Origin of the sequence: Corallococcus sp. EGB (assembly GCF_019968905.1) — a bacterium.
Taxonomy (GTDB): Bacteria; Myxococcota; Myxococcia; order Myxococcales; family Myxococcaceae; genus Corallococcus.
This window is the reverse complement of record NZ_CP079946.1, coordinates 8040086-8055407: the sequence shown is the minus strand read 5'-3', so window position 1 is coordinate 8055407 and position 15322 is coordinate 8040086. Positions and strand designations below refer to the sequence as shown.

10 protein-coding genes and 1 riboswitch are annotated in these 15322 nt (G+C 71.5%); of the genes, 4 read left to right on the top strand and 6 right to left on the bottom strand.

Translation table 11 applies throughout. The features are described 5' to 3' along the window. Positions 1–7: 7 nt before the first annotated feature. Positions 8–2359, bottom strand: coding sequence for a phosphoenolpyruvate synthase (ppsA, locus tag KYK13_RS32675; protein WP_223637804.1), 2352 nt, complete (start codon positions 2357–2359; stop codon positions 8–10). 109 nt (positions 2360–2468) lie between these two features. Here ppsA and KYK13_RS32670 point away from each other — a divergent pair, with 109 nt between their 5' ends. The 3 genes from KYK13_RS32670 (at position 2469) to KYK13_RS32660 (ending at position 7320) form a co-directional block, all read left to right on the top strand. After that, positions 2469–4367, top strand: a complete 1899-nt coding sequence (locus KYK13_RS32670; protein ID WP_223637802.1) for a bifunctional acetyl-CoA hydrolase/transferase family protein/GNAT family N-acetyltransferase — start codon at positions 2469–2471, stop codon at positions 4365–4367. A 117-nt stretch (positions 4368–4484) separates the two neighbouring features. After that, positions 4485–5843, top strand: a complete 1359-nt coding sequence (locus KYK13_RS32665) for a universal stress protein (RefSeq protein WP_223637799.1) — start codon at positions 4485–4487, stop codon at positions 5841–5843. A gap of 10 nt (positions 5844–5853) precedes the next feature. After that, positions 5854–7320 (top strand): glycosyltransferase, encoded by a 1467-nt coding sequence (locus tag KYK13_RS32660; RefSeq protein WP_223637796.1) that lies wholly within the window; start codon positions 5854–5856, stop codon positions 7318–7320. On the opposite strand, the gene KYK13_RS32655 is transcribed toward KYK13_RS32660, so the two are convergent. From KYK13_RS32655 to KYK13_RS32645, 3 genes are all read right to left on the bottom strand, one after another. Then, entirely contained in the window at positions 7313–10129 is a 2817-nt protein-coding gene (locus KYK13_RS32655) for an HAD-IC family P-type ATPase (RefSeq protein WP_223637793.1), read from the bottom strand. The genes KYK13_RS32660 and KYK13_RS32655 overlap by 8 nt on opposite strands. A gap of 178 nt (positions 10130–10307) precedes the next feature. Continuing rightward, on the bottom strand, positions 10308–10724 hold the full coding sequence (locus tag KYK13_RS32650; RefSeq protein ID WP_223637790.1) for a DUF1036 domain-containing protein: 417 nt from the start codon (positions 10722–10724) through the stop codon (positions 10308–10310). A 28-nt stretch (positions 10725–10752) separates the two neighbouring features. Continuing rightward, a complete protein-coding gene (locus tag KYK13_RS32645) occupies positions 10753–11064 on the bottom strand; it encodes a hypothetical protein (RefSeq protein WP_223637787.1) in 312 nt (103 codons plus the stop codon). A gap of 420 nt (positions 11065–11484) precedes the next feature. After that, positions 11485–11557, top strand: a riboswitch (S-adenosyl-L-homocysteine riboswitch). An 88-nt stretch (positions 11558–11645) separates the two neighbouring features. Here KYK13_RS32645 and ahcY point away from each other — a divergent pair. Then, positions 11646–13076, top strand: coding sequence for an adenosylhomocysteinase (ahcY, locus tag KYK13_RS32640; protein WP_223637784.1), 1431 nt, complete (start codon positions 11646–11648; stop codon positions 13074–13076). A gap of 67 nt (positions 13077–13143) precedes the next feature. On the opposite strand, the gene sthA is transcribed toward ahcY, so the two are convergent. Then, on the bottom strand, positions 13144–14541 hold the full coding sequence (gene sthA / locus KYK13_RS32635; RefSeq protein WP_223637782.1) for a Si-specific NAD(P)(+) transhydrogenase: 1398 nt from the start codon (positions 14539–14541) through the stop codon (positions 13144–13146). Between the two features lie 272 nt (positions 14542–14813). Next, positions 14814–15263 carry a cupin domain-containing protein gene (locus KYK13_RS32630; RefSeq protein WP_223637781.1) on the bottom strand — a complete coding sequence of 150 codons (450 nt, stop codon included), beginning with the start codon at positions 15261–15263 and terminating at the stop codon, positions 14814–14816. Positions 15264–15322 lie beyond the last annotated feature (59 nt).

Here is a 15322-nt window from a genome sequence, read left to right as displayed (position 1 = left end):
GCGCGGCCTACCGGCGCAGGGCGGACTCCAGCAACAGCCGCCGCTCCGCCGCCGCCACCACCGCCCGGGTCGCGCCGACGGCCGCGGGGTCCACGGAGATGGAGGTGATGCCCGCGCGGACCAGGTGCTCCGCGAAGCCAGGCCGGTTCGACGGGGCCTGGCCGCAGAGGGAGCACGTGATGCCCGCCTCGCGGCTGGCCCGGATGATGCGGACGATGGCGTCCAGCACCGCCGCGTCCTCCTCGTCGAACAGCTCCGCGCACGACTCCGAGTCCCGGTCCACGCCCAGCATGAGCTGCGTGAGGTCATTGGATCCGATGGACACCCCGGTGATGCCCATCCGCGCGTACTCCGGGACGCGGTAGACGACGGAGGGCACCTCCGCCATCACCCAGCGCTCCATGCCCCGGTGGTGCCCCAGCGGGCTTCTCTCCACGGCCTCCAGGCACGCCTCCAGCTCCCATTTCGTCCTCACGAAGGGAATCATCAGGTGCAGGTTGGGCGTCTCGTCCCGCACGCGGGCGAGCACCTCCATCTCCAGCCGGAACACCTCGGGCTCGCGCAGGTAGCGGTAGCAGCCCCGGAAGCCAATCATCGGGTTGGACTCGGCGGGCTCGAACGCGTCGCCGCCCTCCAGCCCCCGGAACTCGTTCGTGCGGAAGTCCGTGGCGCGGTACACCACCGGGCGGCCCCGGAAGGCGCGGGTGATGGACAGGAGCGCCTGGGACATCCGCTCGGCGAACTCGCGGCTCCGCCCCTGCGCGATGAGCTTGCGCGGGTGTACGCCGCCCAGGGCCTCGGTGAGCATGAACTCCGCCCGCAGCAGGCCCACGCCGTCCACCGGGAGCGCCGCCGCCTCCCCGGCCTGCCCCGGCAGGGCCAGGTTCACGTAGAGCCGCGTGCCCAGCGCCTCCGTCGCGGCGACCTGCCCGGGTTGGGGAGCCGCCTGGGGGGTGTGCGGCTCCCCTGCCGCCTGGGACGGCGCCTCCCGGATGAGGCCCTGGCGCACGGTGCCGGCGGCGCCGTCCACGGTGACCTCCTCTCCGTCGCGCAGGACCTTCGTGGCGGTGCGCGTGCCCACCACGCAGGGCTTGCGCAGCTCGCGGCTGACGATGGCCGCGTGGCACGTCATGCCGCCGCTGTCGGTGACGACCGCGGCCGCGCGCCGCATCGTGGGGACCCAGTCCGGGGAGGTCATGGGCGCGACGAGGATTTCACCCGCCTCCAGCCTGGCGCCCTCCCGGGCGTCGCGCAGCAGCCGCACACGGCCGGAGGCCACGCCAGGGGACGCGCCCAGCCCGCTCACCCGCGCCTGCTCCGGCTCCGGATGGGGCTCCCCCTGGGACTCCGGCGGCTCGGAGCGCCCGGTCGTCACCGGCCGCGACTGGACCAGGTAGAACCGGCCGTCCTGCTCCGCCCACTCGATGTCCTGGGGCGCACCGTAGTGCCGCTCCACGCGCAGCCCCAGCCGCGTGAGCTCCAGCACCTCCACGTCCGTGAGCACCCGCGCGCGGGCCCGCTCCGGCGGAAGGTCCTCGCGCTTCTCGCGGCCCACGCCGTCGCGCACGAGCTGGAAGGTCTTCATGCCCACGCGCGCCTCCAGCAGCCGGGGCCCCTCGCGGTCCACGACGTAGGTGTCGGGCTCCACCTGTCCGCCCACGACGACCTCGCCCAGGCCGAAGGCTGCCTCGATGATGAGGTGCCCGCGGTCTCCGGTGGTGGGGTCCACGGTGAACAGGACGCCCGAGCGCGTCGAGTCCACCATGGCCTGCACCACCACGGCGATCTCCGGCACCTCCGTGAGCCCATGTGCCTTGCGGTAGGCCACCACGCGCGGGCTGAAGGCCGAGGCCCAGCACGCACGCACGCGGTCGATGAGCGCGTCGTCGCCCACCACGTTGGTGAACGACTCGTGCATGCCCGCGAAGGACGTGGTGGTGGTGTCCTCCGCGGTGGCGGACGAGCGCACCGCCACCGCGGAGCACTCCCAGAGCCGGTGGTACGCGGCGATGATGGAGGCGCGCAGCCAGTCCTTCAGGGGCGCGTGAAGCACCAGGTCTCGCAGGGACTCCGTGAGGCCGGTGAGCGTTCGCGGGTCATCCGGATCCACGCGCTCCCACAGCCCATGCAACCGGGCCTGCACGGGCTCCATCGCCTGATGGAAGGCGGCGGCGGTGATGACGAAGCCGGGGGGCACCGGCAGCCCGGCGCGGGTCAGCTCTCCCAGGTTGGCGCCCTTGCCTCCGGCCTGGGCCCCGTCCTCCCGGGACAGGGCGTCGAACCAGAGGATGGTCGCGGGAGAGGCGGGGGGGGCTTCCAGTTCCTGGGAAGAGGGCTCTGGGGGAAGGGACGGGTCCATGGGCTCGGGCTCCTCGCGCTCCTTCCAAGCTGGGGCCGGGGCCTTCCTGGCGTACACCGTCAGGGAGGCAGGCACCCCGCGAGCCGGTCCGTCGCGGCGCGCGTAGGGCGTGCTGCGTGCTTATCCGGACGGGATGGACAGCTGGATTGAACGCCACGCGGACCGGGTGAGGACGGCCGGGGAGGCCCTGCGCGCCGTCCCGCCGGGAAGGCGCATCCTCATCGGTTCGGGCGCGGCCGAGCCGGTGACGCTGGTGCGGGCCCTGGTGGACGAGCGCGGCCCCTACCTGGCGGACAACGAGGTGGTGCACCTGCTGACGCTGGGGCCCGCGCCCTACGTGGAGCCCTCGCAGGCCGGGCGCTTCCGCCACGTCGCCTTCTTCATCGGGCCCAACGTGCGCCAGGCCGTGCAGGAGGGGCGCGCGGACTTCATGCCGGTGTTCCTCTCCGAAATCCCGGAGCTCATCCGCAGCCGGCGGATCCGCATCGACGTGGCGCTCATCCAGGTCAGCCCGCCGGATGCCCACGGCTACGTCAGCCTGGGCGTCTCCGTGGACATCGTGCGCGCCGCGGTGGACGCGGCCTCGCTCATCATCGCGGAGGTCAACCCGCACATGCCGCGCACGCACGGGGACTCGTTCCTGGACGTGCGCCGCATCCACCACCTGGTGCCGGTGACGCTCCCGTTGCTGGAGGTCCACCCCGAGCCGCCGGACGCGGTGTCCAGGAGCATCGGTGAGCACGTCGCCCGGCTCATCCCGGATGGCGCCACCCTGCAGTCGGGCATCGGGAGGATCCCGGACGCGATCCTGGCGGCGCTGGAGAACCACCACGACCTGGGCATCCATACGGAGATGCTCTCCGACGGCGTCATGCGGCTGGTGGAGGCGGGCGTCATCACCGGGAAGCGGAAGACGGTGCTCGCGGGCAAGCTCGTCACGTCGTTCATCATGGGCAGCCAGCGGCTCTACGCCTGGGCGCATGACCACCCGGCCATCGAGATGCGGCCGAGCGACGACACCAACGACCCGGCGGTGGTGGCGCGCAACGCCCGGATGGTCGCCATCAATTCCGCCCTGGCGGTGGACCTCACCGGCCAGGTGGCGTCCGACACGCTGGGCGGGTGCTTCTACTCCGGCATCGGCGGACAGGTGGACTTCATCCGGGGCGCCAGCCGCAGCCCTGGAGGCCGGGCCATCATCGCGCTGCCCTCCACGGCGCGGGGGGGCGCGGTGAGCCGCATCCAGCTGGCGCTGGAGCCCGGCACCGGCGTGGTGACCAGCCGGGGAGACGTCCACTCCGTCGTCACGGAGTACGGCGTCGCGGAGCTCTGGGGCAAGAGCATCCGCGAGCGCGCGCTCGCGCTCATCAACGTCGCCCACCCGGACTTCCGGGCGGAGCTGATGGCCCGGGCCAAGGGGCGCCGCTGGGTGATGCCGGACCAGGTGGTGCCCCGCGCGCGCTACCCCTGGGCGGAGGAGCGGCTGGAGCACACGCTGGCACACGACGCGCTGGTCATCCGCCCGGCCCGCGTCACCGACGAGCGCGCCCTGCAGGACCTCCTGTACGCCCTGTCGCGCGAGAGCGGCTACCGGCGCTTCATGGGCTTCAAGAAGGAGCATCCGCACGCGGAGATCCAGCGGATGGTGGACCTGGACTTCGAGCACGACATGGCGCTCGTCGCGTGTCCGCCCGGAACGGAGGAGGTGGTGGGCGTGGTGCACTACCTCGTGGATCCGGCCACGGGCCTGGGGGACGTGTCCTTCGTGGTCCGCGACGACTGGCAGGGGCGGGGCGTGGGCACGGTGCTGATGCGGCGCATCCGCGAGGCCGCCATGGCCCGGGGCATCCCCGGCTTCCAGGCGGACGTGCTGATGACGAACACCTCCATGCTGGACGTCTTCCACGAAAGCGGCCTGCCCGTGCGCAGCCGCCGCGAGGACGGCGTGTATCACCTGGAGCTGCTCTTCCCGGAGGCGCCCGCTCCGCCGGCTCCCGGACCCGGGTGAGGGGCCGCGCGCCGCGGGGCCCGGAGCTCTTGCGCCCTCCAGGCCCGGCCCCCACGTTCCACGCGAGGGGCGCGTCCTCGCGGCAGCGGGGCATGACAGGGCCCCCGGGGGGACCCCATGGCCATCGTCGTCGGCACGGACTTCTCCGACCATTCCCGGGAGGCCGTCCGCGTCGCGGCCGCCATCGCGGAGCGGACGCGCACGCCGCTCGTGCTCGTGCACGCCGCGGAGCCCGGCATGCTCCGGCGGGATTGGCCGGCCGGTCGCGGCAGCGCCATCACCGAGCTGGAGCAGCGGCTCGCCGCCGAGGCCGACGGACTGCGCCGCGAGGGCCTGAGCGTGGAGCCCCAGGTGCTGCTGGGCATGCCGGACGAGGCCCTCGTCGAGCATGCCGCGAAGATCCAGGCGCGGATGATCATCACGGCGGCCCTGGGCTGGCGCTCGGAGACGCGCTGGCGGCTGGGCGGCGTCCCGGAACGCATCGCGCAGCTGTCGCGCACCCCCTTCCTGATGGTCCGCCTGTCCGGGCCGTTCCTGGAGTGGTGCCAGGGAGGGCGCCCGCTGCGGGTCACCGTGGGCGATGACTTCTCCCACAGCGCGGAGGTCGCGCTGCGCTGGCTTCCGGAGCTGCGCCGGGTGGGGCCGGTCGAGCTGACGGTCGCCCACGTCTACAACCCGGGCACGGAGTCCGGACGGCTCGGGCTGTACCGCGCGAACCCGGGGGCCGAGGGCATCGAGGCGCTCCTCGAGCGCGACCTTCGCGAGCGCCTGTCCCGCGTCGGAGAGCCTCACGCGGAGCTGCGGTTGGCGGAGTCCTACGGGAGCGTGGTGGAGCCGCTCTCCACGCTCGCGGAGGCGGCGCGGGCGGACCTCCTCCTCCTGGGCAGCCACCAGCGCCGGGGGTTGCGGCGCGTGCGGCACGGCTCGGTGTCGCTCTCCGCCCTCCAGCTCGCGCAGGTGACGGCGGTCGCCTGTGTCCCGGTCGCCGCGACCCCGGAGGCCGAGGTGCCCGTGAGCATCCCGTCCATCCGGCGCGTCCTCGTCTCGACGGACTTCTCCCGGCTGGCGAACCTGGCCATCCCCCATGCCCTGTCGCTCCTGCCGCGCGGCGGGGAGCTCATCCTGGCGCACGTCATCGAGTCGCCCGTCCCCATCGTCTACGCGGACTTCTGGCCCGCGGTGGCCCTGGGCGGGGACGATGACCTGGCCGAGGCCGAGCTGCGGCGCCAGTTGGAGGCGCTGGTTCCCCGGGACGTGGCCGGCCGGGACATCACCGTCCGGATGGAGCTCTTGACCGGGGTCCACGCCGCGCAGGCGCTCTGCCAGGCGGCGGAGCGGTACGGGGTGGACATCTTCTGCGTGAGCTCCCACGGGAGGACGGGCGTGCGCCGCGCGGTGCTCGGGTCCGTGGCCCAGGAGGTGGTGGCCCGCAGCCGCCGGCCCGTGCTGGTGGTCAAGCATCCCGCGCTGCCGTGACGGTGTCCCCATGCTCAAGCCCTTCGAAGTCCATGTGCAGGCCAGCGCGCTGGCGGCCTTCCGGCCGCAGCTCACGGGCGTGGAGTGGGAGGCGCTCCAGGCGAACGCGGTGCAGGCCCGGGACCTCATGGCGGGCCGCACGTGCTGGAACGTGAGCTCCACGGCCCGGGGCGGCGGCGTGGCGGAGCTGCTGCCCCGGATGCTCGCCTACGCGCGCGGGGCGGGTGTGGACACGCGCTGGATGGTGGTGCGGGGCACGCCCGCCTTCTTCCGCATCACCAAGCGGCTGCACCACGCGCTGCATGGCTCGCGGGGGGACGGCTCACCCCTGGGGGCCGCCGAGCGCGCCTGCTACGAGGAGGTGCTCCGCGACAACGCGGAGGAGCTGCTCGTCCTGGTGCGGCCGGGGGACGTGGTGCTGCTGCACGACCCGCAGACCGCGGGGCTGGCCCCGACGCTCACCGCCGCGGGCGCGCGCGTGGTCTGGCGCTGCCACATCGGGAGTGACACGCTCGACGCGGAGGTGGCGCGGGCGTGGGGGTTCCTCGCGCCGGACCTGGCCGCCGCGCGGCTCGCGGTCTTCTCGCGGGCCGCCTACGTGCCGCCCCTGCTCGCGGACCGGTCCGTCGTCATCGCGCCCTCCATCGACATCTTCGCGGTGAAGAACCAGCCCATGGCGCCGGAGGTCACGCGCGCCATCCTGGGCCACACCGGGCTCGTGGGGCTCGCGCCGGACGCGTCCGAGCCCATCTTCACCCGGACAGACGGGGTCCCGGCCCGCGTGTCGCGCGGGGCGGACATCGTGCGGCTGGGTTCGGCGCCGGCCCCCGACATGCCGCTCGTGGTGCAGGTCTCCCGGTGGGACCCCTTGAAGGACCCGGTGGGGGTGCTGCGAGGCTTCGCGCTGCTCCTGCGCGAGTCGCCCGGCCTGCGCGCGGAGCTGGTCCTGGCCGGGCCCTCGGTGACGTCCGTCGCGGATGATCCGGAGGCGGCGGCGACGCTCGAGGCCGTCATCGCCGCGTGGCGCGAGCAGCCGCACTTCCTGCGCCAGCGCGTCCACCTGGCGTGTCTGCCCATGGTGGACCCGGAGGAGAACGCCGCCATCGTCAACGCGCTCCAGCGTCACGCGGCGGTGGTGGTGCAGAAGAGCCTGCGGGAGGGCTTCGGCCTCACCGTCACGGAGGCCATGTGGAAGGCGCGCCCCGTGGTGGCGAGCGCGGTGGGAGGACTCCTGGACCAGGTCCGTCACGAGGTGGACGGCCTGCTCGTGCGGGACCCCGGCGATCTGCCGGCGCTCGCCGTCGCGGTGCGGAGGCTCCTGGATGATCCGGTCCTCGCGGCCCGCCTGGGGACCCAGGCGCACGAGCATGTGCGCACCCGCTTCACCGCCGCCCGCCACCTCAGCGACCTCGTGGCCCTGCTTCAGCGGCTGGACGCGCGCGTGGAGCGGGGGGCCTGGGCCGGACACCTCATGTAGCGCCCACGCTCCGGCCCTGTCCTTCGCGCTTCCGCGAACGCAGCCACTTCTCCAGCCCCACCACGGGCAGCACGCAGGCGCCCGCCAGCACCGACCGCGCGATGGCCCCCGGCGACAGCGGCGCGGAGCCGAAGAGGCGCTGGAGGAAGGGCACGTACATGAAGGCCGCCTGGAGCAGCACCAGCGCCGCGATGCCCGGGAACACGGTGGGGTTGCTCGCGACGCCCACCTCCCGCGTGCTGCCCGTCAGCGTGCGGCACAGCCACAGGTAGAAGATTTGAAAGCTGACCACGGTGTTGACGGCCATGGTGCGCGCCTCGGCCAGGGCGCGGGTGTTGGAGGCGTCATGGTCTCCGCCCTGGCGCGCGAACTCCCAGAGGAACAGGCCGATGGCGCCCGCCGCCATCAGCACCGCGACGAGCCCCGTGCGCATCACCACGAAGTGGTTCAGGACGGGCGTGTCCGGCGCGCGCGGCGGACGGCGCATCACGTGGCGCTCCCGGGCCTCGAAGGCCAGGGGCAGCGCCAGGGTGACGGTGGCCACCAGGTTGATCCACAGGAGCTGCGTGGGGCGCATGGCCAGCAGCGGCTCGCGCACGCCGCCAGCCTCCTGCAGGGGGAAGAACGTCACGCCCAGCATGAGGATGAGGGCGAGCCCCAGGTTGGTGGGCAGCACGAAGGCGAGCGACTTGACCAGGTTGTCATAGACGCGGCGGCCCTCCTCGACGGCGGCGACGATGGTGGCGAAGTTGTCGTCCGTCAGCACCAGGTCCGCGGCCTCGCGGGCCACGGCGGTGCCGGTGACGCCCATGGCCACGCCGATGTCCGCCTGTTTGAGCGCGGGCGCGTCGTTGACGCCGTCGCCCGTCATCGCCACCACGTGCCGCTGCGCCTGGAGCGCGCGCACCAGCCGCAGCTTGTGCTCCGGAGCCAGGCGCGCGAACACGTTCGTCTCCTTCACCGCCACGGCCAGCTCCGCGTCGCTCATGCCGGACAGGCGCGCGCCGGTGAGGCCCGGCTGCCCCGGGGAGTGGATGCCCAGCCGCAGCCCGATGGCCTCCGCCGTGGCCAGGTGGTCGCCGGTCATCATCTTCACGCGGATGCCGGCGGCGTGGCAGTCCTTCACGGACGCCAGGGCCTCCTCGCGGGGCGGGTCGATCATCCCCTGCAGTCCCAGCAGCGTGAAGCCCTCCTCCACGTCCTGGGGGAGCAGCCCTCCCTTCCGGAGCAGGTCCTTGCGCGCGAAGGCGAGCACGCGCAGCCCCTGACGCGCCATGCGCTCCACCTCCGCGAGCACCGCGCCCCGGTCCGTGTCAGGCCCGCAGCGGCGCAGCACCACCTCCGGCGCGCCCTTGAGGAAGAGCTCGGAGACGAAGCGCTCGGAGGAGAAGAACTCGCCGCGCGCCTGTCCGCCCGCGTGGAGCGTGGCCATGAACTGGTGCTCGGACTCGAAGGGGATGGCGTCCAGGCGGGGATGGCGCTCGCGCAGGTCCGTCACGCCCAGGCCCACCTTCTTCGCGGCGAAGAGCAGCGCGCCCTCCGTGGGGTCGCCCGTCATGCCCCAGCGGCCCTCTTCATGGGGCTGGAGGTCCGCCTCGTTGCAGAGCACGCCCGCGAGCAGCAGCGCGTGCACGTCCCCCGGCAGCTCGTCCACGGGGTGGCCCGCGCGCAGGAGCCTCCCCGTGGGGGTATGGCCCACGCCGGTGAGCGCGTAGTGCCCGCGCCAGGTCCACAAGGCCTGCACGGTCATCTCGTTGCGGGTGAGGGTGCCGGTCTTGTCGGTGCAGATGACGGTGGTGCTGCCCAGGGTCTCCACGGCGGGCAGCTTGCGGATGACGGCGCGGCGCAACGCCATGCGCTGCACGCCAATGGCCAGGGCGATGGTGACGATGGCGGGCAGCCCCTCCGGGATGGCGGCCACCGCCAGGGTGATGGCCACCAGCACCGCGTCGCTGAAGGTGTAGCCCCGGAGCATCCCCACCCCGAGCAGCACGGCGGACAGCGCGACGATGCCGGCCGAGATGACGCGGCCCATCCGGGCCAGCTCGAGCGTGAGCGGCGTGCTCAGGTCCGCGGTCTGCTCCATCAGGTGCGAGATGCGGCCCAGCTCCGTGGCGCCGCCGGTGGCGACGACGACGGCGGTGGCGGTGCCGGAGGTGACGAGCGTCCCGCCGAAGGCGAGGCTCGCCCGGTCTCCCAGCTCCGCGTCCGCGGCGACGGCCGCGACGTGCTTGCTGGCTGGGACGGATTCGCCGGTGAGCGCGGCCTCCTCCACCTGGAGGTTGTGCGAGCGCAAGAGCCGCAGGTCCGCGGGCACGCGGTCACCGGATGCAAGCTGCACGACGTCCCCGGGCACGAGCTCCGCGGAGGGGCGCGCCACGAGGTGTCCATCTCGCAGCACGTGGGCCGTCTCCGCCACCATGTAGTTCAAGGCCTCGATGGCCCGGCCCGCGCGGTACTCCTGCACGAAGCCGATGAGCGTGTTGAGGACCACCACGGCGGCGACCACCAGCCCGTCGGTCACCTTGCCCAGCAGGATGGCCAGGCCCGCGGAGGCGATGAGGACCCAGATGAGCGGGCTGTCGAGCTGCCGCCACAAGAGCTTCCACGCGCTCACCGGCCGCGAGCGCTCCAACGCGTTGGGGCCATGGCGCGCGAGCCGCTCCCGGGCCGCCTCTCCTGTCAGCCCCTGCTCCGTGGCGGAGAGCCGCTCCAGCACGGCCTCCGGGAGCAGCGCATGCCAGGGAACGGCAGGTACGCCGGGGGCACGAAGGCCGGCCTGCCTTCTGGGCTGTGACGGCTGCTGCATGGCGTGGCTCCGCTGGGAAGGTGGCCACGGGCAGGGCTGCCCGTCAGCGTGGGGCGAGCAGCCGTCGCGCCCCATCCACCGTTCCCAGCTCACCCGGCACCGCGAGGGCCGGGCCCCCGCGGTGCTCCCTGTCCGCCGCCAGCGCCCAGGTCAGCGCATGGCCCATCCCTCGGTGGAGTCAGGGATTGAAGGTCAGCGTGTAGTTGGACGCGCTGCCGGTATCGAGCTCGCGGTAGCCCAGCTGGCGCGAGTTGGTGCTGCAGGTGTTGTCACACCAGTCGAACGCGGTGGACGGGGTGCACGTGGAGTACTGGCCGGCCCAGACCTTCCCGCCGCCCTCCGCGTAGTAATAGGAGTAGCGGCCCGGCAGGCTTGCGCCATAGACAATCTTGCACTCGCCCGGGTTGAGGGACCACCAGCCCTTCTTCCGCCACTCGCTGCCATCCTCCGCCTTGCAGGAGGGCGCGTACCACTCATACGTGGTCCAGATGGTCACGCTGGTGGCATTGCAGTACTGCATCCACGCATGGGCCGGACCCGCCGTGCCCAGCCCCAACGCCAGCGCCGTCATTGCTGCGAGCTTTCGAATCGACACGAGAACCTCCTTGAAGGTGCGGGTGGGACTACTTGAGGGCACGCCGGGGATTGGCCGAGGAGTCGCGTTCAGTGGACGGCGCCCGCTGCGCGGACTCCGTGCCAGCGGAAATGCGGAGCTGGGGCGCGCTTGAGGGATCCACGACGTACTTCACCGGGACCGCCGTCACCGGGGCCTGGGTCCGGGTGGCCGCGAGCTGCTCCGCGGACGGCAGGTCCTGCGACGGAGCGGCCTGGAGCTCCGGGACCGCGGCCGGGGGCGCCTCCTCTCGCAATGCCTCGCCACAGCCCATCAGCAGCGCCGTCAACCCCAGCGCCATGAACGTTGCATGCTTCTTCATCATGCTACCTCCATTGGAATTGCCGCCCCGCGCGTGAGGCGGACTGTCTTGTCTACGCGCACGCCCAGCTCTATTCGCCGCGTCCGACAGGGTTTCGCTGCGATTGGATGTTTGTGATTGCCGTGGTGTCTTCCCCAGGGCCACTCCCGTTCAGCGGGCCGGGGAGGCAGGGACGGCGAGCGCGGTCAGCGCCCACCGCAACCGATGCAAGGCGGACATCATGGCTCCCGGGAAAGAAGCAATGCGGAAATTTCCTGAAAGTCCACCCGCGTGACCATTGCCTCGAAGGGCAGGGCCTCCCACCCCTCGGGACACGCCCTCCGGCTGTCCGCCAGGACACCTCCAGGTGCGACTTCCGGCAGGCCCCGGAGCGCCAAACACCCTTTGAAATTCGGGGCGCCTTCCCGTAGTTTCCCCCGCGACTTCGAGGAGCGTTGCGAGGCCTTCCCGGCCCCAGGCTCGAAGCCGATTGACCCAACGGCGCTCACCTGTCCGCGTTTCTTGCGAGGGTGAGGCGGCCTTTCCAGGGCTCGCCCTCTCCCTTGCCAGCACAGCGCGCCACCTGGATCCGGAGACACACCATGACCGCGGTGACCCAGCAGAAGAATCAGGACTACTCCATCGCCGACCTCAAGCTCGCCAGCTGGGGCCGCAAGGAGATCCGCATCGCCGAGAGCGAGATGCCCGCGCTCATGGCGATCCGCGAGGAGTACGCGAAGCAGCAGCCGCTCAAGGGCGCTCGCGTCACGGGCTCGCTGCACATGACCATCCAGACGGCCGTGCTGGTGGAGACGCTCCAGGCCCTGGGCGCGCAGGTGCGCTGGGCGTCCTGCAACATCTTCTCCACGCAGGACCACGCCGCCGCCGCCCTGGTGGAGGCCGGCACGCCGGTGTTCGCCCACAAGGGCGAGTCCCTCAAGGAGTACTGGGACTTCACCCACCGCATCTTCGAGTTCGGCCCCGCCGGCAGCGACCACGAGGGGCCGAACATGATCCTCGACGACGGCGGTGACGCCACGCTGCTCATGCACCTGGGCAAGCGCGCGGAGAAGGACCCGTCCGTCATCTCCAACCCCCAGAGCGAGGAGGAGCGCGAGCTGTACGCCTCCATCAAGGCCAAGCTCGCCGAGGACGCCACCTGGTACACGCGCAAGAGCGCGAAGATTCTGGGCGTCACGGAGGAGACCACGACGGGCGTGCACCGCCTGCAGGAGATGTCCCAGAAGGGCACGCTCCTGTTCCGCGCCATCAACGTCAACGACAGCGTGACGAAGAGCAAGTTCGACAACCTCTACGGCTGCCGTGAGTCCCTGGTGGACGGCATCAAGCGCGCCACGGACGTGATGGTGGCCGGGAAGATCGCCGTCGTCGCGGGCTACGGCGACGTGGGCAAGGGCTCCGCGCAGGCCCTGCGCGCGCTGTCCGCCCAGGTGTGGGTGACGGAGATCGACCCCATCTGCGCGCTCCAGGCCGCGATGGAGGGCTACCGCGTCGTGACCATGGACTACGCCTGCGACAAGGCGGACATCTTCGTCACCGCCACGGGCAACAAGTCCGTCATCACCCATGAGCACATGGTCAAGATGAAGGACCAGGCCATCGTCTGCAACATCGGCCACTTCGACAATGAAATCGAGGTCGCCTCCCTGGAGCAGTACAAGTGGGAGGAGATCAAGCCCCAGGTCGACCACATCATCTTCCCGGACAACAAGCGCATCATCCTGCTGGCCAAGGGCCGCCTGGTGAACCTGGGCTGCGGCACCGGCCACCCCAGCTACGTGATGTCCAGCTCCTTCGCGAACCAGACCATCGCGCAGATCGAGCTCTACTCGCACAGCGAGAAGTACCAGGTGGGCAAGGTGTACGTGCTGCCCAAGCACCTGGATGAGAAGGTCGCCCGGCTCCAGCTCAAGAAGCTCAACGCCCAGCTCACGGAGCTCACCCCCGAGCAGGCGAAGTACATCGGCGTGGAGAAGAGCGGCCCCTACAAGCAGGACACCTACCGCTACTGAGCGCGTCCTGACGTGACACACCCGGGGCACCGCGGGCCTTCCAGCGCTCGCGGTGCCCTTCGTGTTTTCAGAACAGCCGGTTGAGGCCGTTGAGCGCCGCCACGCGGTACGCCTCCGCCATGGTGGGGTAGTTGAAGGTGGTGTTGATGAAGTAGTCGATGCCGTTGCCCGGCCAGTCCTGCGCCATGATGGCCTGGCCGATGTGGATGATTTCGGACGCGTTGTCCCCGAAGCAGTGGATGCCCAGGATCTCCCGCGTCTCCCGGTGGAAGAGCAGCTTGAGCATGCCCACGGTGCGGCCGGTGATCTGCGCGCGCGCCAGGCTCTTGAAGAAGGCGTGGCCCACTTCATAGGGGACGCCCGCCTGGGTGAGCTCGCGCTCGGTGCGGCCCAGGCTGCTGATTTCGGGGCTGGTGTAGATGCCGGTGGGGATGTCCTTCACCAGCTTGTGCTCCATCCGCCCCTCCACGATGTGCGTGGCGGCGAAGCGGCCCTGGTCATAGGAGGCGCTCGCCAGGGACGGGGCGCCCACCACGTCGCCCACCGCGTAGATGTGGGGGACGGACGTCTGATAGCCGTCGTTCACCTGGATGCACCCGCGCGAGTCCACCGCGATGCCCAGCGCCTCCAGCCCCAGGTCCTGGCTGTTGCCGGAGCGGCCGTTGGCCCAGAGGAAGACGTCCGCCCTCAGCCGCTTGCCGCTCTTCAGGTGGAGCACCACGCTGTCGTCGTGCGGCTCCACGGAGACCATCTCCTCCTGGTGGCGGATGAGCACGCCCTGTTCGCGCAGGTGGTAGGAGAGGGCGTCGGAGATTTCGTCGTCCAGGAAGGACAGGAGCCGGTCGCGGGTGTTCACCAGGTCCACCTTCACGCCGAGCATCCGGAACATGGAGGCGTACTCGCAGCCGATGACGCCCGCGCCGTAGATGATCATCGACAGCGGGGACTCGCGCAGCTTGAGGATGGTGTCCGAGTCGAAGATGCGCGGGTGGCGGAAGTCCACGCCCGCGGGCCGGTAGGGACGGGAGCCCGTGGCGATGACGAAGGCGTCCGCGTGGAGCAGCTCCACGGAGCCGCGGGGCTCCGTGACCTCCACGGTGTGCGCGTCCCGGAACTTCGCGCGGCCCGTCACCAGCTCCACCCGGTTGCGCTCGTAGAACGTGGTGCGCAGCTGCACCTGCTTGTTCACGACGGTGGTCGCCACGCGCATCATGTCGTTGAGCGTGGTGTGACGGGCCAGGTCCGCCCGCAGCTCCGGGTGGTCCTGCTGCACGTCCAACAGCCGCTGGATGGCGTGGCGCAGGGCCTTGGAGGGGATGGTGGCGGTGTGCGTGCAGGCGCCGCCCACCAGGGCTCCCTGCTCCACGGTGCACACCTTGCGGCCGGACTTCACCGCCTTCATCGAAGCCCCTTCACCCCCCGGACCGGAGCCGAGGACCACCACGTCGAACCGCCGAGCGCTCATGGGGCCGGAGTGTTCCCCCAACCCCGGTCCCGAGGGAAGAAATCACCACGGGGCCGGGCACTGCTTCACACATCAGGGCCCGCGCCCCCCCCCGGTAGGCCGCCTGCAGCGTCAGCCCGGGAGTCGCTGTCCCCCGGTTCGTGAGAGCACGCTCACAAAGGCGTCTGATATTTCCGGTGAGTGCTGGCTTCACCCCGGGCATGGACCGGGGCGGATTGGCGGCGGAAGGTTTCCGCGACGCGGTGGCCGCGCGTCCGTCCACCTCCTTCACGCTACTCGCAGGTGGCGAGGAACGGCTCGCCATGCTCCTGGCACCAGCGGCGGTATGTCTCCAGCCGGTCCGTGGACGACACGCTCTTGAGCACCTGGCCGTCATCCCCCAGGTACTCGACGGCGCCCTTCACGTTGATGAGCAGGACCACGGGCTCGTCACCCACGACCTGCCAGCTGTCGACATTGCCGGCCGGCTCATAGACATACGTGCCCGGGCCAATCACCTCGCCGGTGTCGAGCAATTGGCGGCGCCCGGAGATGTTGAAGCCGTGCACCTCGCCGGTGTGGCGGTGCCGGGGGATGCGGGTGCCGGGCTCCAGGCGGAAGAGGTACATCCAGCCGTCGCGGAAGAAGCGCAGCGGCTTGAACGCGAGCCCGGGCGGGCCCATGGGGATCCACGGCATGCGTTCAGGGTCGACGGGGTGGGAGGCATACGCGGAATGGGTCATGCCCGCAGGATGGTCCTCCGCTGGCCCGGTCACCGGACCAGGATTGACGAATTCCATTG